Below are 24,768 nucleotides of genomic sequence, written 5' to 3' on the forward strand. Positions count from 1 at the left end.
TCTCTTCTATGCTGGGCGCGAGAGTAAGTCGCACTAGGGAAAAGGTGAACGCTATCCGCTACTGGAGAGAGTCTCTCGCCGCAACAGTGGCTCTCGTGCTCGTGGCGGTCGCGTTCGTCGTGCCGTACCTGGGCAACGAACTGGTCACTCCGATCATCAACAGAACACCACAGCAAGTACGCGATTTCGCGGATGCTGCACCTCTTTTCGGCTTTCGTGAGTTCCACTACGGCTGGGGGACGCCGTTCGCGATCCTGATCGCCGTGACCGGCGTTCTGTGGGGTCCGGATCTTGCGCGCAGATTGCCGTGGCGCCGACTCCTTGCTCTGGTGTGGGCCGCCTCTGCTGCCTGGACGATGTCGCTGGCGATGATCGACGGCTGGCGACGTGGCTTCACCACCCGGCTTGCGTCCACGGACGAGTACCTGCACGAGGTGCCCGGTGTCACCGACATCCCGGCGACGTTGCGTGGATTTTCGGAGAGGATTCTCGACTACCAGGCAGACTCGTGGACCACGCACGTCTCCGGACATCCGCCAGGCGCGTTGTTGACGTTCGTGTGGCTCGACCGGCTCGGGCTCAGTGGAGGCGCTTGGGCTGCGACTCTGTGTGTTGTCGTCGGGACAAGCGCGGCCGTCGCCGTCATCGTCGCGGTGCGTGCACTCGGGGACGAGACGATGGCTCGTCGAGCGGCGCCCTTCGCAGTGTTGGCGCCGGCGGCCATCTGGGTGGCCGTGTCCGCCGACGCCTTCTACATGGGTGTCGTGGCGTGGGGCATCGCGCTGCTCGCCATCTCCACCCGAGCGCACCGGTGGCCGGCATCGTTCGCGGCGGGTCTGCTCTTCGGGTTCGGGATCTATCTGAACTACGGGCTCGTGTTGATGGGACTGCCCGCCATCGCAGTGCTGATCGCAGCACGCACGGCATGGCCGCTCATCGGTGCCGTGGCGGGAGCGCTGGTGGTCACTGCCATCTTCACTGTGTACGGGTTCTGGTGGTTCGACGGCTACGAGCTGGTCCAGGAACGCTACTATCAGGGCATCGCGTTGGACAGGCCGTTCGAGTACTGGGGATGGGCGAACATTGCCGCGTTGTTCTGTGCAGTAGGGGTGGCGGTACCGGCGGCGTTCCCACGGATCTTCACCAGGGCCGAGCCGATCAACTTGCTGGTCATCGGAGCGCTTGCAGCCGTCGTGATGGCGGATTTGAGTCAACTGAGCAAGGCCGAGACCGAACGTATCTGGCTGCCCTTCGCGATGTGGATGCTGCTCGCTCCGGCCGTTCTGCCGCAGCGCACGCACAAGTTCTGGCTGACGCTGCAGGTGTCCGCTGCGCTCGCGATCAATCATCTCTTGTTCACGAACTGGTGACCGAAGTGCGCGCACCACTTACCCGCTCACCGGGGAAGAGCGTAGCCGCGCAAAGTACCGACCGTGAATCGGCGCGATGTCGACGACGGAAAGCCCTGCGGCCTGCGCCAACCCGGATGTCGCATCCACGCTGACACGCGCCCAGGCGAACCAGTCGCCGACCGTCGTGTCGGTCTCCCAACGCACAGTCTGTGTGAGGACCCGGTCGTCGCCCGGTGCGTCGACCTCGGCGATCACTGACCCGCCCGGCCGAATCAGCTCAGCAGCCCTGCAAAGCAATCGAACCGGATCGCCCCCGATACCGATGTTGCCGTCGGCCAGCAACACACTGTCCCAGTCGCCTACATTCGGTAAGGGCTCGAACAGATCCCGTAGTACCGCACGCCCCCCGCGGTTGACGGTGAGATCGACAGCCTTGCGAGAGGTGTCGACGCCCAGGGCCGAGATGCCGCGTCGTGCAAGCCCTTCGGTGAGCCGACCTGGACCGCAGCCCAAGTCGAGGGTAGGCCCCGTGCATTGATCGATCATCGAGAAGTCGGCGATTCGGTCCTCGAGGGTCGACGCGTCGCCGCCCATCCATCGTGCGATCGGAAGCGATTCCCGTGAGCCGTCGGAATGGCCCATCCAGCACGGGAGGCCGGAGGAGGCCCGACGAAACAGCTCGTCAGCCGTAACGGTCATGTGTCTCTCCTGAAGGATGCAAGGCGGATGGCGTAGGCGACTGCACTGACTCCGAACAGAGCCGCGGACAGCAACAGCCAGCGACCGAGGTACGGCTCCTGAGTCAAACCGGTTGCGGCCTCGTAGGTCTGCGATCCCTGCTGCAGTATTCCGGGGAAGAACAACGCGAAGGTCAGCGCAGTCCCCACTGTCGGAATGCGAACATAGTTCAGTGGCGAGACGCGCATGCGGTGTGTTCGACCGAGCCCGAATCGGAGTGAGCGATCGGCAATCGCGTACAGCGGAAACAGCACGAGATCATGTGCGACTACTGCTCCGGCGAACCACACAGCAATCGACTGCCACCAGACGTCTTTGTTCCAGAACGTCTGAATGCCAGCCACGTACACGACATATCCCACGAGAGCGAAGGCGAAACCGAGTGTGAGTAGGTGGAGCGGACTCGCCCCGTACAGTCGCCTGATCACGATGACCTGAACTCGATGGCCGCGACCCATTTGGTGTTGTGCACACCCGGCATTGCCGGGACGATGATGCGGGCTGGATAGCCATGGTCGAGAGACAGGTCAGCACCGTTGACACGGAGCGCCAGAAGGGAATCCGAATGGAGAACCTGATTGGACTGCAGTGCGGCCTGACGGAACGGCCCGTTCTCCTCGATCGAGGAGACCAGCGCCGAATCGAGGTTCCCGACGCCCGCCGACGCGGCCAGGTCCCGAAGGCGCACACCCGTCCACGTCTGCACCGTCGACCATCCCTCCACGCAGGCGATCGGGAGCTCGGCGGTGTGCTGCTCCATCCCAAGCAATGCGTCGCGGTCGAAAGTCACCTTCGTATCGCCGCTGATGAGTTCGAGTGCCCAGTCCGCACCGGTGTTCGCGTCGTCGATACCTGCGGCGACGGCTGTTCGGTTGATTTGGAAGTCGTTCGGCCCGTCGCCGTACGTACGTCCGCGGGGCAGCAGAATCGCGGCGTGTCGAAGTAACCCGCCGGTGGTCTGTCCTGCCGTGAGTACGGCGACGAACACCGCGCCACCACCGACGAGAGCCAGCGCGCCGCGGCGACTGATCGTGGGCTTGTCAGGATCTGCGGCGATGAGATCGGAATCACCGACTTCTTGCTCGGTCTGCTTGTCTCGCAGTACCTGTATCAACGAACGTCGACGTAGGGTGCGAATCGCCAACGGAGCCTTCAAGATTGCATGGCTGACGAATCCGGCGATGAAGACCCATGCGCCCCAGTAGTGGGCGGTGTAGAAGCTGAATCCGAAGAGGTAGTCGTACTGGATGTTCAGTACTCCGGTGACGATCTCGAACAGGACCCCGCCGACGAGCGCGATCAGTGAAAGACGTTCCAGTGCACCGGCTATCGATGGAATCGGCGGTGTGACGAACAGCTTCGGAATGACCGACCACAGCTTTGCCAAGACGATCGGAACGAGAACAAGCCCGAGACCAACATGCAGTCCCTGGGTGAGTCGATAGAGCCAGGCAGGGTCGGTGGGCCAGTCGAACTGAGGAAGCCGAAGCCACCCGACATCTGCAGGCATCGCCTGACCGAACTGCGGCCCGTATGCGATGTAGGACAACAGCCCCGTGACGATCACTATCGGCAACCCGGCGAGCAGGACAGCGCCGAACACCGACGTGAGCCACGGGCCTCTCAGTGGGCTGCGGAAGCGGAGCTTCCGGGGGCTATGCAAGCGGAGCCGACCACGCGCCCGAGCGCGCGAGGCCACCATATGCGGTGACCGCGCGCGCTCGGGTTCTGCGGACATTTAGGCAGTAGCGACAGTGATGGTCGCAACGCCGACGAGCAGGCCGGGGGTGACAGCGTCGGTCTGGAACGTGTCGTTCAGCAGGCCGGCTGCGGTCTCGGAGATCTTGACCTGGGTTCCCTGAAGGATGGCCGTGTTGTCGGGGCCGGTTGCCAACGGGTTCAGGGTGCGTCCGTCGAGGTCGAAGATGACGGCGTCTTCGGCTGCGACCTCGCCGTTGACCGAGACGGTGCCGGTAAGCAGTGACGTGCCCGGATCGATGTCGAAATCGGTGAGCTCGACGACGGTCTCGCCTGCGGTGAGCGACAAGCCGCTCCCGTCGTGCATGATTTCACCCTGAACGTAGGGATCGACCGTGCCGGGCTCCCAGTACTTCACGTTGCCGCCGGTGATCGGGAAGATGATGGAACCGTCTGCGAGAGTGGCGGTTCCGATGACACCTGGCGTGAGGCCGAGCGTCGTCAGTGCGCCGGTGAAGCCGGGGTCCAGAGCGACCGCGGTGCTGACTCCGTTGCTGAGGTCGTCGACCTCGGCGGCAGGCTCGGGCATCGCTTCGGTGGTTTCCATCGCTGCCGAGCTGGTGCTGCTCTCGGTGGTGGAGGAGTCGTCGCTGGAGCATGCAGCGAGTGGCACGAGCGTCATTGCGCCAACTGCAGTGGCGGCCATGACTTTACGGATCGAGATCATGTCGGATCTACCTTTCGTTGCTCATCTCTTGAGCGTTGTGGGTGATTCGCCGCCGGTGCCGATCTGGATTGGTTCCGGTACGAAGCCGGTTCGTGGCAGCGAATCGATTCGGCGTGGAGAAGGAGCGGTCGGCCGCAGGAGGCGTCTCGTTCCAAAAAACCGTGCGTCAAATCGCGTTGGTAGACACAGGCTCTCACCTTTTTGCCCAGTTCGGTGACCAGAATGTCCGTTTTCAACACTCGTAGTAGGCCCGTGACCGATCCGTGATCCGGCCGAGTCTGGTCCGTTACCTAGCGCGCCGCCCTCGGCACTAACCGGGGGTTCGGTTTGGTTGTCGCGGCCCCCTCGGAGTGACCGAATGGCTCATTCGGTCACTCTGAGTGACTCAAACAGACATTCGGTCACTCTGAGTGACTCAAACAGACATTCGGTCACTACGCTGGGCCCCCAACCCCAACCCCAACCCCGCCAGACGCCGATGCTTTCGAAGGAGAATGCCGATGAGTGTCACCCGCGACGTCGCCGACGTTAAGTCCGCGCTGGGCAGCCTGGTTCCACCCGTGGTGCTCGACGTCCGCTGGGCCCTCGGTGACTCCGCCGGGCATCAGCACTACCTCGAGGCGCACATCCCCGGTGCCGTGTTCGTCGACCTCGATACCGAGCTGGCCGCGCATGGTGCACCTGAGCTCGGCCGCCACCCGCTACCGTCGATCGAGAACTTGCAATTGTCGGCGCGACGGTGGGGAATCAGCGTCGGTGTGCCTGTCGTGGTCTATGACAACACGGGCAATCTGGCGGCCTCGCGGGCATGGTGGTTGTTGAAGTGGGCAGGCGTCGAACAGGTGTCACTTCTCGACGGTGGCCTGAAGGCGTGGATTGCGGCCGGGCACGACACCGCCGAGGGTGAGGAATTGGCCGCTGGGGCCGGTGACATCGAGCTCAGTGCAGGTCACCTTCCGGTCCTGACTGCCGACGAGGCTGCAGCGCTGGCGGAGTCGGGAACATTGCTCGACGCCCGGGCGGCCGAACGCTACCGCGGCGAGACCGAGCCGGTTGACCCGAAAGCAGGCCACATCCCGGGCGCAATCAGTGCGCCGACGACAACCAATCTGGAGGACGACGGCAGATTCCTCCCGGCCGACGTTCTGCGCCGCAAGTTCGGCGACATCGAAGCGGTCGGCGTCTACTGCGGATCCGGTGTGACGGCTGCCCATCAAGTTGCGGCGCTTGCCATTGCGGGCATCGACGCCGCACTGTTCCCCGGCTCGTGGTCGCAATGGTCCAACGACCCGTCCCGTCCCGTCGCGACGGGACCGAATCCCTGATGCGTCGCTAGCCGAGAATCAGATCCGCCGCCTTCTCGCCGATCAGGACGCTCGGAGCGTGGGTGTGCCCACGGATGATCGTGGGCATGATCGACGCATCCGCGACCCTCAGCTTGTCGACCCCGCGAACCCGCAGGTCAGGGCTGACGACGCTCGATGGGTCGTTGCCCATTCGGCAGGTGCTCACTGGGTGGTAGAGCGTGTGGGCGTTCTGCTCGAGTGCTTCGGACAGCAGGTCCCCGGCACCCTTGGGGCGAACAATGGTGCCTAGCAAGTTTTTCAGCGCAGGCTGCGACGCTATCTCGGTGCACACTCGCAGGCCCTCCAGCATCGCCTGCCGATCCGCACCGTCAGGATCGCTGAGGTAACGGGGGTCGATGATCGGCTTCGCGAGCGGATCGGATGATCGAAGTGTGATCTCGCCGCGGCTTTCGGGTCGCAGCAGAACCGACCCGATGACAGCAGCATGGGCGTCGGGTGCAATGAGGCCTTCGTCGAAGAACGGTGCTGGCGCATAGATGAGTTCGACGTCGGGAAGCGACAGATCCTCGCGGCTCTTGATGAACCCGTATGCCTCGGCGACGTTCGAGGTCAGCATTCCGCGCCGTCGAGCCAGGTAGTTCACCAGCTCTGGAATCTTCTCGGCGAAGAAGAGTGAATCGTTCTCGACGCTCCATCCGATCAATGCGGCCAGGTGATCCGTCAGGTTCTGTCCGACCTGGGGTGCGTGATGCCGCACCGCGATCCCGTGTGATTCGAGCTGCGCTCTGTCGCCGATGCCCGACAACATCAGCAGCTGCGGGGTGTTCACGGCACCACCGGCGAGGACCACTTCACGGGCGGCCCGGACGGAGTGCGTCCGACCGTCGGACATGTATTCCACACCAACGGCTGCGGACCCCTCGAACACGATCTTCGACGCGTGAGCCTCGGTGAGTACGGTGAGATTGGCTCGCTTCCGAATCGGCGCGAGATATGCGTCTGCAGTACTCCAGCGCGCGCCACGCTTCTGGTTGACCATGGTCTGCGAAAAGCCCTTGGGCTCAGGCAAGTTCGCTGGTTCGACGGGGTAGCCGGCCTGTCGTACGGCGTCGAGAAACGATGTGGTGAGCGCCCGGGGGCTGCGCTGATTCGACACGATCATGGGTCCGCTTCGGCCGGCATCGAGGGCTGTCGTGCCCTCGATGCTCTCGATCTTGCGGAAGTACGGCACGATGTTCTCGAACGACCACGACGAGTCGCTGAGCGTCGCCCACTCGTCGTAGTCGGCGGCGAACCCGCGTACCCACATCATCGCGTTCATCGACGAGGATCCGCCGAGCATCTTGCCGCGTGGCCAGAAGATGCTTCGTCCCTTCAGTTCCGGCTGCGGCTCCGAGTCGTAGTTCCAATCGACATCGCTTCGGTACAGCTTGGAGAAGGCAGCAGGAATGTGCGCGAACTTGTTCTTGTCCTGGGGACCTGCTTCGAGCAGAACGACGGAATTGCGTGGGTCGGCGCTGAGGCGGTTGGCCAACACCGCTCCCGACGACCCTGCTCCGACTACGACGTAATCGACGATCGATGGCAACGAAAGGCCCCTATCCGCGCAGCGCAGAAGCGAAAATGGCGGGCAACTTCGCCCAGGACGGCTTGCCGGCAAATGCAGTCAGCAGACGCCCGGTCGTCGCCGCTGTGCGGTTGTTGACGAACCACGGCGGTTTCGGCGAGATCGCCCACTCTCTGTTGACCAGTGATCGAGGCGACGGTCGGAACGGGCCGCGCACCACCGTGCGCTCGGAGCCGTCGATGAGCAGCGCGTTGTGCACGATGCCGATCCCGCTCTGAACGTCGGCCAGGGTATGACCGGGAAAAGCGCCCCACGTCGCGGCAGCGGACAGGAATGCCAAGGCGGTCCAGGCGTTGACGGCGATCGCGCCGTACCGGAGCTCGGCCAACAACTCGTCGAACCGCCGGCCGTAGCTCTCGATCGTCTTCGGGTGCGCGAGGACGTTGACGCCGAGGGTGCCGACGAACTTCTCGTTGACGGTCTCGACCGCCTTGGCGAAGAATTGCTCGCCCTCGTAAGGAAGTTCGACGACGCCGAGAACCGGAGCGAAGTACTCGGTGTTCAGCAGGGTGGCTTCGTCTCCCGGGTTCAGATCGTCGATCAGCACCCGTCCACCCGGAAGGCGTCGGGCATGGGGGTAACTCTCGACGGCCGATTCGACGCGCCCGTCGCTTCCTGGGTAGTAGGGGCGTCTCTGCGGCGCGGCGGCCAGTGCGTCGCGTACTGCCGCGAGGAACTCGTCGCGCTGTGCCCATCCCGACGACAGCAAGATCACCTGTGAGGCGACGCAGTTGTACCCGCCGTTGTGAAGGCGCTGCGTCGCAACGTGTTCCGCCTGAAAACGAATGTCGGCGCTACTCCACTCGCCGGGAAGGACGATGGTCGGAGACACTCCGCCCAGTTCGCTGGTGATGGGCTTCGTCAGAAGCGGGTCCCCGGCAGCCTTGCGGGCGGCACCCGACTCGCCAGGACCGAACACGATGGCGTCGTGGGTGATCGAGCTTCCGGTCATGTGAACGTGGTCGACGAGGTCGTGTCCGACGAGATAGCCACCGACTTCGGCGCCGCCGGTCAGAATGCGCACGGCACCGACCTCGATCAGCGGTGCAAGGATCTTCGTGAACACCGGCAGCATCGGATCGGTGATCGGGTTCAGCTTGAGCGCCACGACGCGATTGTTGGCGATCAACTCGTACAAGGTGTCGAGCGGCGCGATCGACATGATGTTTCCCGCGCCGAGAACGACGCCGACGCCGTTGGTGTGGTCGGGTGTCAATTGCGCGAGACCGGCGGTGCGCTGTGCGGTTGCCGCGTCGATTCCCGGCTTCAGCCACACCTGTGCGCTGAATCCGCTGAGCAGTAGTTGGTCGAATACACCGTGGGGAAGTACCTGAACCGTGGTGCGGCCACCGGGTGCGGTTCCGAATGTCGCGTCCTCGAGCGGTCGTTTTCCTTGCTCGAGATCGCCCAGTGTTCGGGCGATCGTGGCGGTTCCTCCAGTGAACGCGTACGGGCCGGACATCCATTCTTCGCCGATGAGCGGTGAGGTGGACTCCAGGCCTTTGATCGACGCTGCCGCCGCGACCCACTCTTGCGCGTGCTGGACGGTGAGGTCACGGACACGCTCGATCAGCCGGCGACGCTGCGAGAGCGAGAGCGCTGCCCACGTCTGCTCACCTGCTCGAAGCTCGGCGAGTGCGGTATCGACGCGAGCGCGGACCTCGGTGTCGGAGTTGTCCGCAACGGGTGGGTGGGGCGCGTTGAGTTCGGTCACTCGGCTCGCTCTTCTCTCGGTCGGGTCAGCGGTCGTGCCTGTGATTGTCGTCTTTTCGTGTGGTCTGCGCCATAGGCCGACGCTGTGCAACGCAACCGTGAGATTGTGCCGCCGCACAAAGCGAATGTGGCGTCGGTTACATCGGTACCGCTATTGTCGTCGGATGCCGGAAACCGTCACTCTCAGCGCTCCCGACTCCACCGAGCTTGCCGCACCCTTGATGGCGGTCGCCCCGGAACTTGCCGATGAGTTGGTTCGCCGCATCATGGCGGCCGAGAACGCGTACGCCGAATCGACCCTTCTCAGTCCAACGCAGCTGCGCGAGGCATGTCTGGCCAACATCACCGACATGGTCGAGGACCTGGCCGGTGTCCGTCCTCTGAACTTGGAGTCGGCGAAGGCCGCGGGTCGGTTGAAAGCAGAGCAGGGTGTACCTCTCGCGGCGCTCCTGCACGCGTTCCGTTTGGGCGGCCGCCTCATCTGGGAAGAACTCATGGCGCGATCCGATACCGATGCGCCGAGAACGCTGCTCGGCATGGCAGCGCAGGTGTGGGCGCTGGTCGACGTGTGTTCGGACGCAGCGGCCGAGGCCTATCGTGTCACCGTCGACGCCAGGGCTGAGCAGGACGCCGACGAGCGCACGCGGTTGGTCCGCGCACTGTTCGCCGACCACGTCGCGAACCCGGCATCAGTGGCCGACGCGCTGCGGACCTTCCGAATCCCCGATCGCGGCTGTTTCGTTGTCGTCTCCGCCGATGCTCGATGTTCCGATGTCACGACACCCGCAGTCGAAGCAGTGTGGGACAGCGCCGTCGACGGGGTGGTCGGGCTGCTGTTCACCCAGTCCGACGTGCTGCTGGAGACTGTGCTCGACGGCGTTGCCGTCGGCGGCGGAAACGTCGGGATCAGCGCTGTGTTCTTCTCGTCGGCAGGAATTCCGAAGGCCGTCGACCAGGCACGTCTCGCCAGGAAGTGTGCTCCCGTCGACGACGCCTCGCCGACGCGGTACGACGCGGTCCCGGTGCCGCTCCTACTCGCCGGTCGTCCCGAGGCAGGTCGAACCGCGGCGCAGCAGATACTGGGCGCGCTGCTCGATCTGCCCGAGGATGAACGTGCGAGCCTGCTGAGCACGCTGGACGCGTGGTTCCGGGCCAAAGGGTCCACCACCGAGGCTGCCCACGGTTTGCACTATCACCGCAACACCGTGCTGTATCGGTTGCGCCGGATCGGCGAGCTGACCGGTCGGGATTTTCTGAACCCGGTTCATGCGGCCGAACTGTATGTAGGCCTGTGCGCGTATCAATTGTGCTCCGGCGGGGTAGTCCCGACGACATGACACACAGAAAAGGCACGACGGTCCAGTGGAACTGGGGCCAGGGCACCGGCGAAGGAAAAATCGTCGAGGTGCACACCGACAAGGTGACCCGGAAGATCTCGGGTAGCGAGATCACGCGCAACGGAAGCAAGGAGACGCCCGCGTACCTCATCGAACAAGCGGATGGGCAGCGAGTGCTCAAACTGGACAGTGAGGTCAGCACGTCCTAGAACGGGCGAAGCCGCATCAGTTGCTGGCGATGACCACGTCGAGGATCCCAGAGCCCAGGGGAACGGCATCGCACGGCGGGTCGATCGCCGCGGAGGGGTCGAGGGCTGCCAGCACCAGTGCGATCGTGGTCGGATCGTAGGTGAACGCGAAGTGCGCGACCTTGGTCTCCGGGCACAGGTCCTGCACCACGATGTTGCGTGCTCCTGAATCTCGCAGCAGGGCATTGGTGTACGGCTGAATCACCTCGTCGACCTCGGTGGCGATACTGGTGTATTCGACGCCGGGGACGGTGTCACCGCCCGAGTTCAATTCGGTGAGGAAATCCGATCCCTGCATCAACTGGACCAGGGCGGGCCCGAACTCGGCGGAGACCAGCCGGGTTGCACTCGGAACTGCCTGCAGCGCAGGAGATACGCCGTACGCAGTTCCGCCGTACGTCGGCGACGCGATACCGATCCACTTGTTCACCGCGTCTGCCCCACCCAGCCGGTTGGTGTAGTAGCGGGTGACTGCGGCGCCCTGCGAGTAACCGATCAGATCGACTGCAGCAGCACCGGTCGACGCCAACACGCCCTCGGTGAACTGCTCGAGCTCGGCTGCGCTGTCGCGTATGTCGCTGTACCCATACGTGGAACCATCGGGTGATTCGCCGTAGTTCAGTGCGTAGGTGCAGTAGCCGGCGGCAGCCAGTACGGGTGCCAGTCCCGCCCAGTCCGAATAGGCCGTCGAATCGGTGCCGTGGACGAGGATCACCGGGTCGGGGTGATCGGGCGACGGAGTGCACCCGGCTTGGTTCATGCCGGGTGGTACAGCAGCGGGGTTGTCCGCCGCGTATCGGATGGCATCGGCGTGGTTGTTCTGCGCGGGGCCTGGAACGTCCGGGATCACGGGCGTCGCCGTCGCCACTGCGCCCCCGAACACCAGGAGTGCGCACACTCCACACAGTGTCACCGGGATTCGGAAGCTCACGCCACGAACTCTATGCCGGAATGCTGTGGCATGTAACAGTGAACGACCGGTTCATCTGTTATTTCACACAACAGTCCCGTGACGCCGAGCTACGGCGACCGCAGCGGCCGCACTAGCTCGGCGCGGGAAAGGACCGGAGGCGCCCGAGTCGGTCCTAGGAGATGCGGCTCGCTTTGACCCAGTCGACACTCATGGTCTGGGGGAAAGTCGTCGCGGCGGGTGCTTTGCCTACCCAGTCGTTACCCACCGCCACGTTGAAGAGCACGTAATGCGGCCAGGCTCCCGAGAATGGCGTCCAGTTGCCGCCCATCGCTTCGTATTGTGCTTTGGTCACCGCGAATCCCTGTACTCCGTCGACGAACCAAGCGATGCGGTCCGGATACCAATCGACACGGTAAGTGTGGAATCCGTCCGAGAGTGGATTCATACTTCCGCCGGTCTTGATGTCCGTGCTCGAGTTGTTCTTGGCCGGGCCGTGCATATTGAAGGACGGACCGTTCGTGCCCGGTATTTCGATAACATCTATTTCGCCTTGCCGTGGCCAGTTGTACTCGTTTCCTGGTTCCAAGCCCAACAACCAGAATGCCGGTAGCAGGCCTGCCGCACGGGGCATCTTTATGGAGGCTTCGAGTCGTACCGGCGGGGTGATCGATTGCTTTCCGAAGCTGACCACCCGAGCGCTGGTGAAGTTGTTGGGCGATGCCTTACCGTCCGGCGGGTTCTCCCTGCGGGCGGTGATATTGAGTGATCCACCGGCGACATTCGCGTTGTTCGTCGAGTTGGTGTAGTACTGCTGTTCGCCCGAACTTGCTCCCCACCTTCCGGTTTGGAACCCCCACTTGCTGGGATCGACTGCGCCGTTCGAGTTGAACTGGTCCTCCCACAGGAGCGTCACCTGCCCGGGGTTCGACGGTTGGGTCGTCGTGCTGGGTGGCGTCGTCGTCGTGGGAGGTGCCGTCGTCGTTGTAGGTGCAGGCGTCGTCGTGGCAGGCGGCGTCGTCGGCGCTTGGGGCGGAAAAGCGGGTGGGCCCCACGGAGTCCAGATTAGGGGAACCATCAGAAGTGGCATCAATTTCATCGCTTTTTCCTGTCATGTCAATTTGTCGGGGGAAACAAATTCATAACGAGGTTTCTAGCACGAAAATAGAGGCGCTTTTGATCTCGACTGGAAATTCGAATAATTCTTCATCTCGTCCTGGGAAACGCCCAGATATTTACGGTCACTATCTCCAGTTTTCGGAGCCTGGACCATGTTTCGGTCTGTTTTGGCCGAAGGTAGGGAAGGAGCCGAGGGAGAGCCGGTGACGGGAATCGAACCCGCCTCTCAACCTTGGGAAGGTCGCATTCTACCAATGAACTACACCGGCGCGGCGGGCCCAGGAGGCCCGCGCCGGACCACTCTAGCAGGTGCTCAGATCTCGATGGTTCCGACGCGAAGCAGCGCGAGAGTATCGACGGCCGAGACCGGCCGGGACATGAGATAACCCTGGGCGCGGGTGCATCCGCGGTCGATCAGGGTGTTTGCGACGTCCAGGGTCTCCACACCTTCTGCGATCACGTCGAGTCCGAAGGATGCAGCCAGTCCGATAACGGAGTCGACGATGGCAAGATCGCCGCCGCCGGCGGACCCCAGATCGGTCACGAACGCTCGATCGATCTTCAATGCATCGACCGGGAGTGCTTTCAGATGTGAGAGTGAGCTGAACCCGGTCCCGAAGTCGTCGATCGCGATGCGCACGCCGAGTCTCCGGAGTCCGGCGAGGGTCCGCCGGGTGTAATCGATATCGCGTACCACGGCGACCTCGGTGATCTCGAGCCACAGTGAAGAACCCTCGATCGAGTGACGGCGCAACAGCGTCTCGACCTCGTCGACGAAACCGGCTCCGACCAATTGAGCGGGGGAGACGTTGACTCGCATGGAAATGTCCAGATCAGGTAGTGAGGTGGCCCATTCACCGAGCGTCCGAAGCGACCGCTCCAACACCCAGCTGCCCAGCTCGCTCGCCAGATTGGTCGCCTCGGCAACCGGGATGAAGGCAGCCGGTGGAAGCAGTCCGCGGTGGGGGTGCTGCCACCGCACCAGGGCTTCGACGGCTGTGATGCGCTTGGTGATCAAGTCGATCTCAGGCTGGAAGTACAAGACGAGGGAGTCGTTTCCGATGGCGGTTCGGAGATGAACTTCGATATCGCTGCGAAGTACGCTCTGCCGTTGTACCGAATCGGTGAACTGCACGACATCGTTGTCGCCGTTGACCTTTGCCATCAGTGCAGCTTGGTCGGCCCGTTGGAGCGCGTCGTCCGCAGAGACACGCCCGGGGTGGGCGATCGAGATCCCGACGGTGGCTCGCCGTGACCTGTCGAGTCCGGGCGCGTCGAGCAGGGCGATCGAGTCGAGTGCTGTCCGTGCGGTGAGATGCGCATGGTGTGCGTTGCTCGGGCCGTGAAGAACCAGCACGAACTCGTCGCCGCCGAGCCGCGCGATCAATGTGGTCGACCCCACGTCTCGGGTCAGCGCGCGTGCGGCAGCGGCGATGAATTCGTCGCCTGCCAGGTGGCCGAGGAAGTCGTTCATCGCCTCGAGTCGTCCGAGGTCGAGAAACAGGATCGCGACCGGTCCGGATGTGTGATCGACGAGCCTGTCACGCAGATAGTCGAGCAACGCTCGACGGTTGAGCAGTCCGGTCTGCTCGTCGTGTGTGGCGGAGTACCGAAATCGATCCTCGGCCGCGACCCGCGTGTGTACCTGGGTCGTCAATGCGCCGATTGCGCGCAAGGCGTTGAATTCGTCTTCGGACCAGTCGCGGCCGGCGAGTTTGCCGAAGCCCAGTACTCCGACGGTGATGGTGTCCGCGATCAACGGGACAGCGATCAGCGACTGCGGCACGAAACCTGACGCCGACTCCACTCTGGCGCGATAGTCGGCGACACCGCCGTCGACGCGCACCGTCAGGATGCTGTCGAGTGATTCGGCCGCGGCGAATATCGGGTCGGCACCGTCGAACGGGACGGCGTGCAGCGGGTCGGGGTCTGCCACGTTCGAGCGCGGCGGCCACTCCGCGATCAGTACCGTCGTTCGATTCTCGAAGTCGTTGTGGCGCAGAAACGCGATGTCGAGTTCGAAGCTGTTGACGAGATCGCGGAGAACAGCGACGTACACCGTAGCGGCGTTCGAAGCATCGGCACTCATGAGCAGAGTGGCGGCGTTCGTGACGACAGTGTCCAACCTTCGGCGTTGGTTCAGCGTGGTCTCCTGCCTGAAGGTCGCGCGAGTCGAATCGAGACTCTACTCGGCCGACGCCGACGGCAGTGTTCGTCCGGCAAGCATTGTCTGCATCGAATCCGCTGGGACGGGCTTGGAGAACAGATAGCCTTGAGCCCGTGTGCAGCCGACGGCCAACAATGAGGTCTGAGCTGCTTCGGTCTCGAGTCCCTCGGCGATCAGGTCGAGTCCGAACGCGTCCGCAAGGCTTGCGATCGCGCGAACGATGGCTTGGTCGCCGGGATTCGAGTCGAGGTGTTGGACGAATTCGCGATCGATCTTCAGCGCATCGACCGGAAGCATCTTCAGGTGCGCCAATGAGCTGAATCCAGTACCGAAGTCGTCGATCGCGATGCGTACCCCCAATTCTCGGAGCATGCTCAGAACCTTTGCTGCCTGGCCGGTGTCTTGAACGACGGCGTTCTCGGTTATCTCCAAGCACAGGTTGCCGTGTGGAACCAGCCCGCTGGCGAGTTCCTGGCTGACGATGTCGACGAACTCGGTTGCCAGGAGCTGCGCCGGGGAAACGTTGACACGCAACATGATATCCAGCTCGGGAAGGTGGTGGGCCCACTCGCGGTAGCAGCGGATGGCGTCGTGCAGAACCCAGGCTCCGAGCGCGGTTGCCAGGTCGGAGGTCTCGGCGATGTCGATGAAGTCGGCCGGTGGCAGCAGGCCCCGTGTCGGGTGCTGCCATCGCACCAACGCCTCGACGGCCGTGATCGCGCCGTCCTCGAGGTTCACTTCCGGTTGAAAGTGCAGCACCAGGTCGCCGCCCTGTATGGCGGCAAGAAGATGCAGTTCGACGTCGTTGCGCAACGCGTTGTGGGCTCGAATCGCCGAATCGAACAGCGCCACATGGTTTCCGCCGGTTCGTTTCGCGACGAGAGCAGCTTGGTCGGCATTGGCAATCACCTCGTCGACGCTGTCCACTCCCGGATAGGCAGTCGTCACGCCGATGCTCGCGGTGCGAGTGATGGCATCACCGGCGATGCTGACGCGGGTGGTGGCGACGGCGTCGAGTATCCGCAGCGCGACGTCGTACGGCGACGTCGACTTCCCCTCGATTGCAGAAGGCTGCATGACGATCACGAATTCGTCTCCACCCCAGCGTGCGATCGTGGCGTCGTCGTCGAGCACTTCACGCAACGTGTCGGCGAGCGCAAGGAGATATGCGTCGCCGGCGGTGTGGCCGTAGAAATCGTTGAGGGCTTTCAATCTGTCGAGATCGAGAAACAACACTGCGACCGGACTGCCCTCCGACCCCGCTCCGAGCCGACGTTCCAGGTCCTCCGTCACCCCTCGACGATTGGAAAGACCGGTCAGTGCATCGTGTTGCGCCGCTTCGAAAAGCAGTTCCTCGGCGACAATCCGGGCATGAACCTGGGTGAACATCGATGCGATCGCCACCAGTGCATTGGTCTCCTCCTCGGACCAGGCACGGTCACCGCCCTTGATCAATCCGACCCAACCGATGGATCGCTCGTGGACGAGCGGAACCACCGCCATGGAGGTGACGGAGTACCCGGATGCAGCCTCCACGCGTCGGCGATACGACTCCTCCGCCATCGACGGGTTGAACACTCTCGGCTGCACGAGGTGCTCGCATGCCGCGAAGACAGGATCGGCATCCGCGAAGTAGATGACGCCGAGCGGATCGGGGTCCGGTGCATCCGGTCGGGCCGGCCATTCGGCAACCATCGTCGTCGACCGATTCTCGTGGTCGGTATGTCGAAGATAGCCGGCATCGACCCCGAAATACTCCACCAGAGAGCGGAGTACACGGGTGTATGCGAGCAACACCGACGCTGCATCGACCCCCATGAGGTCCGATGCAACGTCGGTGACCAGACGATCGAGACTACGAGTTCGACGCATGTTTTCCCCCATCGACTCGACCCCCTACCTGACCCGAAAATCGACTGTACCTGCTCGGAGGCCGTCTATCCCTCTGCGCGACGCCTGCTTCGCAGTGCGGCACCGTCTGTGTGCGACAGCCGTAGTACCAAAGCGATGGATTCGTCGACGTCGATTCCGACTATCCGGGCAAACCGGTGGCGAAGCTCGGCGAGCGCAGCGGCGTAGTGCGGAGACAGCTGCTCGAACTCGGACGGGCTCTGCGCGTACAGAAACACCGGCGACGACGGATGCACTGCCAGCCCGTGCGACTCGGCGGCGAGCCAGAGGCGTTGCGTTCCGGCGCCGCCTCGCACGAAGTCGGTTGCGCCGTTGCCGTCGACGATCGTAACGGCGACAGCCGAACTGGACACCACGCGGTCGTAGCTGTCTTCCCCCAACGCGATACCTGCGTCCCAGTCCCCGAGCAGTTCCATCACATCGGACCTGCGGGAGACGTCGAGCTTCACCAGGTCCGTCGAATCCAGGGCGAGGGCATGGACGTCGATCCCGGTGTCGGGATCGGGTTGCCCCGGCCACCTGAGCTCCGAGATCATCTCTGTATGAAGCGATTTCGTCAGGTAGCGGATGCGATCCGATTCGGCGATTAGTTCGGCGATCTGTTGGATCGAGGGCCGATCGGTGACGAGAGCTACCCGAACACCCTCGGGCAGCGGTGCAGCGGTGAGATCCGACAGCACCTCCGGGCGCATCTCGCGTGGGGATCCCACGGTGCGATTCGTCGATCTCGACAGTAGTGCGTCGTATGTCTTCGCCAGGTCCGGATCGGTGCCTGCTCCCAGTTCGACGACGATGTCCACGGACTCGCCGAGAGGTGCGACGGTCACGTCCCCGAGAACCCCGTGATGGGCGGCTGCACTACGCGCGTTGTACAGGGCTGCGCCGAGTGCGACATGACTGCCGCGATAAGCGACGTCCAGGCCCGAGGTTCGGTCGCGATCGATCGTAAGACGGACCGATCCGGGGGTTGTGGTGATGGTCCACGGTTGTACGTTCCCGCCGGACGGTGCCCGGGTTGCGGCGTGCACGATCGCGGATCGGGGGCTGTCGCATTCTGGGTGTCCGTCGGAACTCCGGTTCGGTTCCGTCGATTCGACCGGGGAAGGCGGTGGGACCAGCATGTCGAGGTGCTCGTCGATGTGAATCCGTACCCGGCCGGAATCGAGACGTTGGCCGAGGCCGAATCTACGTACTGCGCCTGCGACAGACGCCCCACCGAGTCCGACTTCGCTGCCCAACTGAGGCCATGTCGTGGTCGTGCGATCGACCTCGATCATCGATGCCGCCATCCGCGCGGAGATGTCCTCGGCCCCCAGCAGGGCGAGCACGTAGGGAACCTTGTCGTGCGTCGACAGATTCGCGAGAGTGCTGGACTCGACATCTCCGAGTAGGCCGTGAAACAGAGGACGGTCGGGTTCGAGATCGAATCTCTCGACATCGAGCAGACCACGATCGCTCGTCTCCATGATGACCGGTACGCCCAGTGCTCTGGCGCGTTCGCGCACCAGGATCTTCACGTCGAGCGAATCACATTCCTCGATGAGTAGGTCGACTCCGTCGATGAAACTATCGGCGGATTCCGCAGTCACGCCTCGGTCGTCGATCGTGACGGGAAGGTAGGGGTCGAGTTCGGCGATCCGGCGGGCCGCGACGACGGGTTTGCTCAGACCCAGGTCGAGCAGCGTGGCCGGTATCCGATTGAGGTTCGAGAGTTCGATCTCGTCGAAGTCGGCGAGACGCAGTGCGCCGCAGACACCGTCGAGCGCCAATGCGTAGGCGATCGCGTGGCCCACGCTCAGTCCGACGATTCCGATCGTCGTCTCGGCCAACTTGTCCTGTTCTTCGGCGGTGATCTTGTTTCGGTTGCGGTCGAGCCGGAGGCGCCGGAAGCTGCGTGGCCCCAGCGTCGCGACAACGGTTCGGCGCCAGGGATAGTGGATCCACCGCATCGGCTCGTCGACGAGTTCCGCCGGGGGCGGCGGCGTCAGGCGAGACAGCCCGTCCCGCTGCTCGTCGAGTCGGTCGAGGAACTCGATGACCGGGTCTTCTCGAAGCCGATCCAGTTCTGCACGGTCTGCGGGGTCGTTCTCGTCGAGCACTCTTGCCTGCCAGTCCAGCTTGTTGCGATGTGTCACGATGCTTCTGCCTCCGTCGATGCGAGTTCTCGGCCCCGAAGCGACTCGACCGCAAAGGTGATCTGGGCGAGCTTCTCGGTTGTAGCGAACAGGGGAACCGTGTTCTGGTCCCACCAGAGAATGCGGGTTCTGTAGCGATCGTCCGGATAAGCGACGGCATCGATGTGGGTCGCCATCACGGCACCCGAGTCGAGATAGGGACCCACAGCGTGCTCTGCGCTTGTCGCGAGTGTGTGCCGGCAGCCCGATGCTGCGGCCACGAGAGACGCACCGATTGCGCCCAAATAACCGGGTGCGCCGTGTCGAGTGCGGTCGACGGCGGACCAGACCGTCTTCATCTCGACAACACCGTTCGCCAGTCGGGCCGACACCATCCGTCGGAGCGCAGCCCTCCCGCTCCACGAAGTCGACCATTCGATGTCGGCGTGCGTCTGATGCGGGCTCGAGTAGGTGCCCTGTGCGCGTAGACCGCCGACCGGTTCGCCGGAATCGTCGAGCGCAACCAGAAACATCGACGTCGTCGAGCCGTCGACTATCCGGTCGTACTCCAAGGCCTTCTCCACACCGAAGTGCGAGTAGCTGCGTAGCGCCCCGTCGACGAACGCCCGCCACAGTGACGGTCGTTGCGCAGGCGTCGTCGCAAGCACCGTGCACCGAAGTTCCGGGTCGAAGTAGCTCGAATCCGAGGTGATGCGAAGGGGGCGCCGAGGAGGTTTGCCGGCTCCCCGATCGAACTCGAAGGTCGAATTCATTGTTTATCTTTCTACTAACGCCCTTTTTTGTGGGCATTGGACATCGATCAAGATCATTATCACGGCTCATTACTGGAAATCGGTGCGCAAAAATCGGCTGTTTCCCCGATGTATTCGCTGTTTTGGCAGAACGCGCGGTGCCATGGGAACGGCGGCGGCTCCGGCGCGCTAACCTTCCGCAGTGCTGCTTTCCGACCGCGATATCCGTGCAGAAGTGTCCGCCGGCAACCTGGGCATCGAGCCCTTCGACGCGTCGATGGTGCAACCGTCGAGCGTCGATGTCCGGCTCGACAAGCTCTTTCGGGTGTTCAACAACACCCGCTACACGCACATCGACCCGTCCAAGCAGCAAGACGAGCTGACGTCGCTCGTCGAGCCGGCGGCGGGCGAACCTTTCGTTCTGCACCCGGGGGAGTTCGTGCTCGGATCCACGCTCGAGCTGACCACGCTGCCCGACTACCTGGCAGGACGGTTGGAAGGCAAGAGTTCGCTCGGTCGTCTCGGGTTGTTGACGCACTCGACGGCAGGCTTCATCGACCCGGGATTCAGCGGTCACATCACGTTGGAACTGTCCAACGTGGCCAATCTGCCGATCACGCTGTGGCCTGGCATGAAAATCGGACAGCTGTGCTTGTTCAAACTGTCGAGCCCGTCCGAACATCCCTACGGCAGTGCACAGGTGGGCTCGAAGTACCAGGGCCAGCGTGGGCCTACGCCGTCGAAGGCATACCTGAACTTCATCCAGTCACCGGTGAACTGAATGGTCTATCGGTCGGTTTGAGGCCCGTTACCGCGACAAGAATCTGGTTTCAGCGCTAAAGTAGTCCCTTGCCGAATGTGGGTTGGGGCCTACCGGAGCGAGGTTTCTCTTGTCAGCCGTTCTCGGCGCATCGCTTGGTGTGAGTGGAATCCACACAGTGTCCACGGACCTGTCCACGCGTCCGCCGCACAGCAGCGAGTCGAACCTTCAGATTCCCGAGTCCTCCACCGACCCGTGGGGGGCGGTGACATGGGCCGTTCATCACTTCGCCCGTGAGACCGTCGGTACGGACGCCACGCCCGTGCTGGCGCTGCGCGACAAGAACCCGACGGAGGCGTACGGCGTCGAACACTACGATGGGCTGGCGCTCATCTCGGATCTGGGCGCGCAGATCGGAGCCCTGCAGGAGGCCGGCGAACTGGCCGGTGAGCAGACCATTGCCCTGTTCGATGTCGGCGCGGGCGGGGTGACGGTGTCGATCGTGGACCGCGAATCGGGTCACGTGTACAGCTCGCGGCGCAGCGCCGTGCTCTCCGGCGACGGATGCGACGCCGCGTTGTCCACCTTTCTGCTGGACCACTATGGCCTCGGGCGGGTGCTGGACGAGAGCGTCCGCGATCTGCTCGTCGAGGCGGTCTGCGCGGCCAAGGAACGGTTGTCGACTCTCACCGCCGTCGAGGTACACGGACCGTTCACCTCGGGCGGTGTCGTGCTCTACCGATCTCAACTGGACGAGCTCGTCCGCGAGAGCGTCTACGACGCCGTCACGCTCGCCGCCGCGATGATCGGCGACGTCCCGCGCGTCGACGCAGTGTTCGCGGTGGGCGGCGGCGCGAACATGCAGATCGTCCGGCAGTCCCTGATCGACGGCTTGTCGGTGCCGGTGTTCGTCCCTCGCGATCCCGAACTTCTCGCCGCACGCGGGGCCGCTGGGATGGCGCGCGACTTCGCCCGATCCGCTGCTGCCACCACCGTTGCGGCCACCACCACTGCAGGGACGGCCGGCCACGCTGTGCGCCCGCGGCACAGTGATACCTCCTCGCGTCGACTCACCAGGATTCGAGGGTCGCGGTACCTCGGCGGAGCTGTGGTCGCCCTGGTGGCGGCAGGGGTAGCGGTGTCGATTGCGGCAGCGTCGAGCAACGACGTCGACCCGACACCAGGGATCGTCTACTCACCCGTCATCACGTCTTCACCGGCCGAAGTGAGCCCGTCCGCACCAGCGGTCGCCCCGTCGCCCTCATCTCTTCCCGGGACCACGACGTCCGAGGAACCCGAGTCGACGGAGTCCGTACCAAGCAGCACACCGCAGAGCACGTCGGAGGACGGCCTGACGACCGACAGTGCCAGGGCTGATCGACGACGAACCGAGTCGACCACCACCGCGTCGCCGGACCTGACGACCAGTACGAAGCCGACGCGGACCAAGGACGCCGATTCCCAGCCGTCGACGAGCAACCCGCCGTCGACAGCCATCCCTACGACAAGCAAGCCGACAACGACGAGCAAGCCCGCCACGGCGACGAATTCGCCGACACGCACCAGGAGCCCGTCGCGCCCAGGGTGACCGAAATTTCTGGGCTAGATCGGTGTCTTCAGCCGCGCGTTCATATTCTTCCGGCAGACTTGGCGGATGGTTTCGATACAGACCGAACGCGAGGACAAGTTCGATGTGGACTCAGATTTCATCCTGCCTTCGGATGAACAGCTGATCCCGAAGGGCGGCTCGGCCGAGACTTCGGAGGTGGAGCTGGTGAGCACCTACTTCGACACCGAGGATCTCGACCTTCTGCAGCGAGGGATCACTCTGCGGCGCCGGCGAGGTGACGCCGACACCGGCTGGCATGCGAAGGTACCCGCGGACAAGGCGCGCACCGAAATTCGGCTTCCGCTCGGATCGGGCGAGGATGCGTCCGTTCCGGACGAGCTCGCCGGCCTCCTCGTCGGTGTGTCGCTGGGAAAGCCACTGGGTCCGGTTGCGACGTTGACCTCGGTGCGACGGGTGCACGTGTTGGCGGATCAGGGCGGTGACGTGGTGGCCGAACTCGCCGACGACAGCGTCTCCGTCGATCTGGCGGGTGCCGAGGGGCACACCTGGCGTGAGGTGGAAGTCGAACTGGGCCCTGCGGGGTCGGAGTCGGTGCTCGAGAGGGTCGGCAAGACGCTGAAGGCCGCAGGGGCACGCCCAGGTTCGCATCCGTCGAAGTTCCACCGCGCTGTGCGGTCCTCGACGGAGCCCGTCCATACGGGCACGGTCGGGGTGGTTGCGGACTATCTGAACGAGCAGACGCAGGCAATCTTCGCCGGCGACGTCTATCTCCGGCGTGGAATGGATCCGATCCACCCGACCAGGGTGGCGATTCGGCGTTACCGAAGCACGCTCAGGGTGTTCGGGGACATGTTCGACGAAGGCCGTGCATCCGTGTTGGACGCTGAACTCTCCTGGTATGCAGGGCTACTCGGCGAGGTCCGAGATCGTCAGGTGCAGCGCGCAAGGTTCGCCGACTCGTTGAGTGAACTACCCGACTACCTGGTTCTGGGGCCGGTCGCCGCGCGTATCGAGAACGATCTCCTCGCCGAGCAGCTCAGGTTCCGGGCAGCCGTGGCCACCGAAATCGACGGGGAGCGATACCGCGCGTTGCTGCACGAACTCGCCGAATGGGCACGCGGCCTTCCACTCGCTCCTGGCGCGTCGAAGCTCGACGACGACGATCTCGACGCATTGGCTCGTAAGGCGGGCAAGAAGGCGAGCAAGCGAGTGGCCGCAGCGACGTCGAGCGCGGAGGAAGGGGCACTCCACCGAGCGCGCAAGGCGGGCAAGCGGGCGCGGTACGCCGCGGAACTGGTCAAGCCCGTCATCGGTAAGAAGGAAGCGAAAGCACGGATAGGGCGCTACACCAACGTCCAGGAGATCCTGGGCGAGCATCAGGATGCCGTCGTGGCAGCTGCGACGCTGCTGCAGTTGGGCAGGAAGGCGGGCGTCACCCCCGGCGAGAACGGCTTCACATTCGGGTTGCTGTACGCCCAGGAGGTTCACGCGGCGGCGGCCGCACGGGCCGCGATGACGGCGGCCGACTCGTAAAAGTACGAATTTTCCAGCGGACGAGTACTCTGATCGCCGGAGAAACCGACTTACTGCCCGAATGTCGGGCGGGGGTCACGTGCAACCGGGGGGAGTGCGAGCGGCATGCGTGTTGCACTTGGCGTGCACGTGAGTACGTACGAGGCCACTGCGTCACTCGTGGAGATCTCCCTCCCCGAGCTTGGTCCCATCTGCTCGCGCACGGTCGATATTGCCGCCGCACCGGGAGGAATCGGCGGAGCGGTGTCTGCGGCCCTCGGCTTCATGAGGGTGCAGGCGCTCCAGCACCAGCTCACGGTGCAGTTGTCTGCGAGAGCGCGGCGCAACGTGAGATCGTCGCCCGCGCGCTCGCCGAGGCGGAACGCGACCCGCCACCGGTGATCGACATGTTCGACGACCGTCTGTCCGAGGAGTTCGAACCCGACGTAGCTGCGGCGCTCCTGGTCGGGCACCTCGAACCCGTCGTTGCGATTGTGCACGTGCGCCAGGACGAGCATCGCGGGATATGGCCGGTCGCTGCGGTCGGTGCGTGCGTGTTGGCGGCGCTAGGAGGCGTCACCGCGTGGGCGATGACGTCGCAGCCTGCGCCTGCGGGCGAACTCGTCACGACGTCGGAGATGGTGTATCCGACGGCCGACGCGCCGAAGACGGCCGACAGTGCGGCCCCGGTCGGCGTCGTGTCTGCGACCACCAGCGAGGATCGAGCACGTCCGGATGCGGTTCCCGACGTCGCTCCGGTGGACGTCGTCTTAGCGCCCCCGGTTGCTCCCGAGCCGATGTTCGAGAGCTACCCGGAATCCGACGTGCAGATCACCTCCACGCCGAGTGCGACGCCAGCGCCGTCGACCACCGAAGCCGGCGACGCCACGGAGCCCGACAAGCCGACGAGGCCGGACCGGCCGGAGCCGACGACGGAGCCGGAGCCAACGACGGAGCCGGAGCCAACGACGGAGCCGGAGCCGACGACCGAGCCCGAGCCCGAGCCGGCGGAATCCACGGGATAGAGCCGGTGAGGTCCTGCCGACACGACCTCACCGCCCCGTCTCGGGTGGCGTGATTACGTAGCAATTCGGTTGTGTGAACCGCGTGTGAATTATTCCTGGAGTAGTGAATTGTCACCGAATTCCGGTGGCCCGGTGCCGGAATGCCGGGCTACCATCGGTCGCATGATCCTCGGTGGTGAAC

At 64.0% G+C, this 24,768-nt stretch carries 21 protein-coding genes and 1 tRNA gene; 9 read left to right on the plus strand and 13 right to left on the minus strand.

Features of this window, described 5'->3' with window-relative positions; translation table 11 throughout:
* Positions 1-8 precede the first annotated feature (8 nt).
* Complete coding sequence (locus tag ACODSO_RS02225) at positions 9-1,370, plus strand: hypothetical protein (RefSeq protein ID WP_489034764.1); 1,362 nt, start codon at positions 9-11, stop codon at positions 1,368-1,370.
* A gap of 18 nt (positions 1,371-1,388) precedes the next feature.
* On the opposite strand, the gene ACODSO_RS02230 is transcribed toward ACODSO_RS02225, so the two are convergent.
* The 4 genes from ACODSO_RS02230 to ACODSO_RS02245 are packed head-to-tail and all read right to left on the minus strand — an operon-like array spanning position 1,389 to position 4,515.
* Positions 1,389-2,051, minus strand: a complete 663-nt coding sequence (locus tag ACODSO_RS02230; RefSeq protein ID WP_489034682.1) for a methyltransferase domain-containing protein — start codon at positions 2,049-2,051, stop codon at positions 1,389-1,391.
* A complete protein-coding gene (locus tag ACODSO_RS02235; RefSeq protein WP_489034765.1) occupies positions 2,048-2,515 on the minus strand; it encodes a hypothetical protein in 468 nt (155 codons plus the stop codon). Before ACODSO_RS02235 ends, ACODSO_RS02230 begins: the two co-directional genes overlap by 4 nt.
* On the minus strand, positions 2,515-3,792 hold the full coding sequence (locus ACODSO_RS02240; protein WP_489034767.1) for a molybdopterin-dependent oxidoreductase: 1,278 nt from the start codon (positions 3,790-3,792) through the stop codon (positions 2,515-2,517). Before ACODSO_RS02240 ends, ACODSO_RS02235 begins: the two co-directional genes overlap by 1 nt.
* Before the next feature lie 36 nt (positions 3,793-3,828).
* Positions 3,829-4,515 (minus strand): hypothetical protein, encoded by a 687-nt coding sequence (locus tag ACODSO_RS02245; RefSeq protein WP_489034684.1) that lies wholly within the window; start codon positions 4,513-4,515, stop codon positions 3,829-3,831.
* A gap of 500 nt (positions 4,516-5,015) precedes the next feature.
* Between ACODSO_RS02245 and ACODSO_RS02250 the strand changes: the two genes are divergently transcribed.
* Entirely contained in the window at positions 5,016-5,840 is an 825-nt protein-coding gene (locus tag ACODSO_RS02250; RefSeq protein ID WP_489034686.1) for a sulfurtransferase, read from the plus strand.
* A 7-nt stretch (positions 5,841-5,847) separates the two neighbouring features.
* Here the strand turns inward: ACODSO_RS02250 and ACODSO_RS02255 are convergent, their stop codons facing one another.
* Both ACODSO_RS02255 and ACODSO_RS02260 read right to left on the minus strand, forming a co-directional pair.
* Positions 5,848-7,410, minus strand: a complete 1,563-nt coding sequence (locus ACODSO_RS02255) for a GMC family oxidoreductase (RefSeq protein WP_489034688.1) — start codon at positions 7,408-7,410, stop codon at positions 5,848-5,850.
* A gap of 10 nt (positions 7,411-7,420) precedes the next feature.
* Positions 7,421-9,163, minus strand: coding sequence for an aldehyde dehydrogenase family protein (locus ACODSO_RS02260; RefSeq protein ID WP_489034689.1), 1,743 nt, complete (start codon positions 9,161-9,163; stop codon positions 7,421-7,423).
* A 163-nt stretch (positions 9,164-9,326) separates the two neighbouring features.
* Here ACODSO_RS02260 and ACODSO_RS02265 point away from each other — a divergent pair, with 163 nt between their 5' ends.
* Complete coding sequence (locus ACODSO_RS02265) at positions 9,327-10,499, plus strand: PucR family transcriptional regulator (protein WP_489034691.1); 1,173 nt, start codon at positions 9,327-9,329, stop codon at positions 10,497-10,499.
* Positions 10,496-10,708 carry a hypervirulence associated TUDOR domain-containing protein gene (locus tag ACODSO_RS02270; RefSeq protein ID WP_489034693.1) on the plus strand — a complete coding sequence of 71 codons (213 nt, stop codon included), beginning with the start codon at positions 10,496-10,498 and terminating at the stop codon, positions 10,706-10,708. Before ACODSO_RS02265 ends, ACODSO_RS02270 begins: the two co-directional genes overlap by 4 nt.
* 16 nt (positions 10,709-10,724) lie before the next feature.
* Here ACODSO_RS02270 and ACODSO_RS02275 read toward each other — a convergent pair whose 3' ends face one another.
* From ACODSO_RS02275 to ACODSO_RS02305, 7 genes are all read right to left on the minus strand, one after another.
* Complete coding sequence (locus ACODSO_RS02275) at positions 10,725-11,678, minus strand: esterase/lipase family protein (protein WP_489034695.1); 954 nt, start codon at positions 11,676-11,678, stop codon at positions 10,725-10,727.
* A 154-nt stretch (positions 11,679-11,832) separates the two neighbouring features.
* Positions 11,833-12,735, minus strand: coding sequence for a glycoside hydrolase family 16 protein (locus ACODSO_RS02280; RefSeq protein WP_489034697.1), 903 nt, complete (start codon positions 12,733-12,735; stop codon positions 11,833-11,835).
* 239 nt (positions 12,736-12,974) lie between these two features.
* Positions 12,975-13,045 (minus strand) — tRNA-Gly (locus tag ACODSO_RS02285).
* Between the two features lie 44 nt (positions 13,046-13,089).
* Positions 13,090-14,865, minus strand: coding sequence for a putative bifunctional diguanylate cyclase/phosphodiesterase (locus tag ACODSO_RS02290; protein ID WP_489034698.1), 1,776 nt, complete (start codon positions 14,863-14,865; stop codon positions 13,090-13,092).
* Positions 14,866-14,961: 96 nt separating this feature from the next.
* On the minus strand, positions 14,962-16,815 hold the full coding sequence (locus tag ACODSO_RS02295; protein WP_489034699.1) for a putative bifunctional diguanylate cyclase/phosphodiesterase: 1,854 nt from the start codon (positions 16,813-16,815) through the stop codon (positions 14,962-14,964).
* A gap of 65 nt (positions 16,816-16,880) precedes the next feature.
* Positions 16,881-18,989: an Rv1355c family protein gene (locus ACODSO_RS02300; RefSeq protein WP_489034701.1), complete on the minus strand. Its 2,109-nt coding sequence runs from the start codon at positions 18,987-18,989 to the stop codon at positions 16,881-16,883.
* A complete protein-coding gene (locus ACODSO_RS02305) occupies positions 18,986-19,741 on the minus strand; it encodes a hypothetical protein (RefSeq protein WP_489034703.1) in 756 nt (251 codons plus the stop codon). Before ACODSO_RS02305 ends, ACODSO_RS02300 begins: the two co-directional genes overlap by 4 nt.
* Positions 19,742-19,922: 181 nt before the next feature.
* Here ACODSO_RS02305 and dcd point away from each other — a divergent pair, with 181 nt between their 5' ends.
* From dcd to ACODSO_RS02330, 5 genes are all read left to right on the plus strand, one after another.
* Entirely contained in the window at positions 19,923-20,501 is a 579-nt protein-coding gene (gene dcd / locus ACODSO_RS02310) for a dCTP deaminase (protein ID WP_489034704.1), read from the plus strand.
* 157 nt (positions 20,502-20,658) lie between these two features.
* Complete coding sequence (locus tag ACODSO_RS02315) at positions 20,659-22,068, plus strand: DUF7159 family protein (protein ID WP_489034706.1); 1,410 nt, start codon at positions 20,659-20,661, stop codon at positions 22,066-22,068.
* Positions 22,069-22,134: 66 nt separating this feature from the next.
* A complete protein-coding gene (locus ACODSO_RS02320; protein WP_489034707.1) occupies positions 22,135-23,583 on the plus strand; it encodes a CYTH and CHAD domain-containing protein in 1,449 nt (482 codons plus the stop codon).
* Between the two features lie 105 nt (positions 23,584-23,688).
* Positions 23,689-23,964, plus strand: coding sequence for a hypothetical protein (locus tag ACODSO_RS02325; protein WP_489034709.1), 276 nt, complete (start codon positions 23,689-23,691; stop codon positions 23,962-23,964).
* 5 nt (positions 23,965-23,969) lie between these two features.
* Entirely contained in the window at positions 23,970-24,587 is a 618-nt protein-coding gene (locus ACODSO_RS02330; protein ID WP_489034711.1) for a hypothetical protein, read from the plus strand.
* The last annotated feature ends 181 nt before the right edge of the window (positions 24,588-24,768 follow it).

The sequence above is a fragment of the Rhodococcus sp. FG69 genome, assembly GCF_057808915.1.

What these genes read in the sequence shown, in the direction of transcription:
- ACODSO_RS02225 (WP_489034764.1), top strand. Translation starts at nt 9, where the DNA reads ATGCTGGGCGCGAGAGTAAGTCGCACTAGGGAAAAGGTGAACGCTATC.
- ACODSO_RS02330 (WP_489034711.1), top strand. Translation starts at nt 23,970, where the DNA reads ATGTTCGACGACCGTCTGTCCGAGGAGTTCGAACCCGACGTAGCTGCG.
- ACODSO_RS02320 (WP_489034707.1), top strand. Translation starts at nt 22,135, where the DNA reads ATGGTTTCGATACAGACCGAACGCGAGGACAAGTTCGATGTGGACTCA.
- ACODSO_RS02245 (WP_489034684.1), bottom strand. Translation starts at nt 4,515, where the DNA reads ATGATCTCGATCCGTAAAGTCATGGCCGCCACTGCAGTTGGCGCAATG.
- ACODSO_RS02305 (WP_489034703.1), bottom strand. Translation starts at nt 19,741, where the DNA reads ATGAATTCGACCTTCGAGTTCGATCGGGGAGCCGGCAAACCTCCTCGG.
- ACODSO_RS02240 (WP_489034767.1), bottom strand. Translation starts at nt 3,792, where the DNA reads ATGGTGGCCTCGCGCGCTCGGGCGCGTGGTCGGCTCCGCTTGCATAGC.
- ACODSO_RS02250 (WP_489034686.1), top strand. Translation starts at nt 5,016, where the DNA reads ATGAGTGTCACCCGCGACGTCGCCGACGTTAAGTCCGCGCTGGGCAGC.
- ACODSO_RS02230 (WP_489034682.1), bottom strand. Translation starts at nt 2,051, where the DNA reads ATGACCGTTACGGCTGACGAGCTGTTTCGTCGGGCCTCCTCCGGCCTC.
- ACODSO_RS02265 (WP_489034691.1), top strand. Translation starts at nt 9,327, where the DNA reads ATGCCGGAAACCGTCACTCTCAGCGCTCCCGACTCCACCGAGCTTGCC.
- ACODSO_RS02325 (WP_489034709.1), top strand. Translation starts at nt 23,689, where the DNA reads ATGCGTGTTGCACTTGGCGTGCACGTGAGTACGTACGAGGCCACTGCG.
- ACODSO_RS02270 (WP_489034693.1), top strand. Translation starts at nt 10,496, where the DNA reads ATGACACACAGAAAAGGCACGACGGTCCAGTGGAACTGGGGCCAGGGC.
- ACODSO_RS02280 (WP_489034697.1), bottom strand. Translation starts at nt 12,735, where the DNA reads ATGGTTCCCCTAATCTGGACTCCGTGGGGCCCACCCGCTTTTCCGCCC.
- ACODSO_RS02290 (WP_489034698.1), bottom strand. Translation starts at nt 14,865, where the DNA reads ATGAGTGCCGATGCTTCGAACGCCGCTACGGTGTACGTCGCTGTTCTC.
- ACODSO_RS02295 (WP_489034699.1), bottom strand. Translation starts at nt 16,815, where the DNA reads ATGCGTCGAACTCGTAGTCTCGATCGTCTGGTCACCGACGTTGCATCG.